Source organism: Bartonella sp. AA9NXGY (assembly GCF_042196845.1).
Lineage (GTDB): Bacteria > Pseudomonadota > Alphaproteobacteria > Rhizobiales > Rhizobiaceae > Bartonella.
Window position 1 is genome coordinate 1 of record NZ_JBHIRB010000070.1, and the last position, 1,682, is coordinate 1,682.

Annotated in this window: 1 protein-coding gene and 1 pseudogene; both read right to left on the minus strand. The window is 39.4% G+C overall.

The features are described from left to right. Positions 1-274 precede the first annotated feature (274 nt). Entirely contained in the window at positions 275-682 is a 408-nt protein-coding gene (locus ACFIM6_RS09810; protein ID WP_375612665.1) for a hypothetical protein, read from the minus strand. After that, positions 679-1,682, minus strand: a pseudogene (locus tag ACFIM6_RS09815) (filamentous hemagglutinin); the annotation flags it as partial. The pseudogene ACFIM6_RS09815 and the gene ACFIM6_RS09810, both read right to left, overlap by 4 nt.

Consider the following 1,682-nt stretch of genomic DNA (forward strand, 5'->3'; position numbering starts at 1 on the left):
TTTCTCCATAATGCTGGAGAAAGTGAGGGAATTGAGTTAACACATCCAGTGATACTTAACAGAGCTATACAACTCAATAGTTTTAAGATTTTCTTCATTCTTCCCCTCTTTCAATGGATTTATTTACAATAAACAGCTCATAAGCTTGTTGATATTTTCTGTCACCGCTGTTTAAACAACGGTGAACAATATTGAAATGGTTGCTTGAGGAAACAATCCCGCACAGGCATGTAAAAACGTGAGTGTGGGGATTGTCGGTCATCACAAACAAAACTTAAGGTTTGCATTCAGGTTGTACTGGACTTCTTTTACAAAAAGGGCTGTTTAAGCGCTTTTCAACACTTCGTTTCGGAATGACCGCGCCTGGTCGACAAATCGGAAGGTTTTCCTCTTTAAAAGTATAACACGGCTTCCCTCCCCCTTTATAACGGAATCCTGCTTGAATCATACATGTATAAGTTGTTGCTTTTGCATTGATGCTCTGCTTTCTATTTTCTGAATCAGGATCGATAAGACTCGGCATTCCACATTCTAATAAGGCTTTTCCTACCTCAGTAGAATCCGCACCTGACTTCTCCCACATACTCACGTATCCTGGAGCAGGTTTGTCAATGTTTTCAATATCACATCCAGCAACCGTTAACAGAATGAGCAGGCTTAATAAATTAAACAACATTTTCATTTTTTGTTCCCTGTTCTCGTTGAATAAAGTTTGTTAAAACTAAATGAACCATAATTAATTTGACACTCACGACTCGCATCAGCATAACAATTATGGGGGCTCGGGTTAAGGCCCAAGACCGCTCTCCCCATCTCTCTGAGAGGATTAGTTGCTATAGTAAATAAACTGTTTGCTGCAAATATCATCATATAAAAAGGATTTTTTATACCTTTCTCCAAAAGTGAAAAATCTAGATTTAAAGGTGCCTTATAAGCCGTAGGCCAATTGTAACCAATCACTGTACTAATGGGGTCTAACATATGACCTTGTATGTAGATATAATTTTTTTCGCCATCGCTTAGATAATCTACTGTATTGGCCATCGATTGCATGTGAGCAGCCGCTCCAACAAGATAGAAGTCTGTTTTCTTGGCTACACTGTGGATACCATGTTCTTGCAAGTCATTTGCTCCATTGCGTATTGTTAAGGTACCCCGGCTATGCCCACTAACAATAGCATTGTCATTGCCATAACGATAGATAAAATCTTGGAACTTCTTGGTCGAATTACTCAATCCCCAAGTGCTACCCTCCCAAAACTTTTGATAATATGCTACCCCTAATTCTACCAGCACATCATCAGCTTGTGGGTGGTATGTAAAATAAAGGGGTTCATGTTCATTATCAGCTAAGTGGACAGCATTACCGGCTGCTTCATCTGGTGTGTTAAAAATACCATTATAGAACATACGCCTGTTGCCATCAGAGCCAGCTTGTAAATGCTGCTCATCTTCAGCATTTAAAAAGTGATACAGAGTAATATATTCTCCATCGCTGTCTTTTATAGGTTTTCCATTTTCATCGGTTAAATAGAGGACATTGCCATTTTCATCATGCAAAATCTCACCTACTGGATGTTCTTTAACATTTGCGACTTCGCGCACTTTGTCCCAGTATCCCAATCCTTCATCCGATAAATCATTGATCATATCTACGCGATTATGCACTGCTCCCTCAAGCG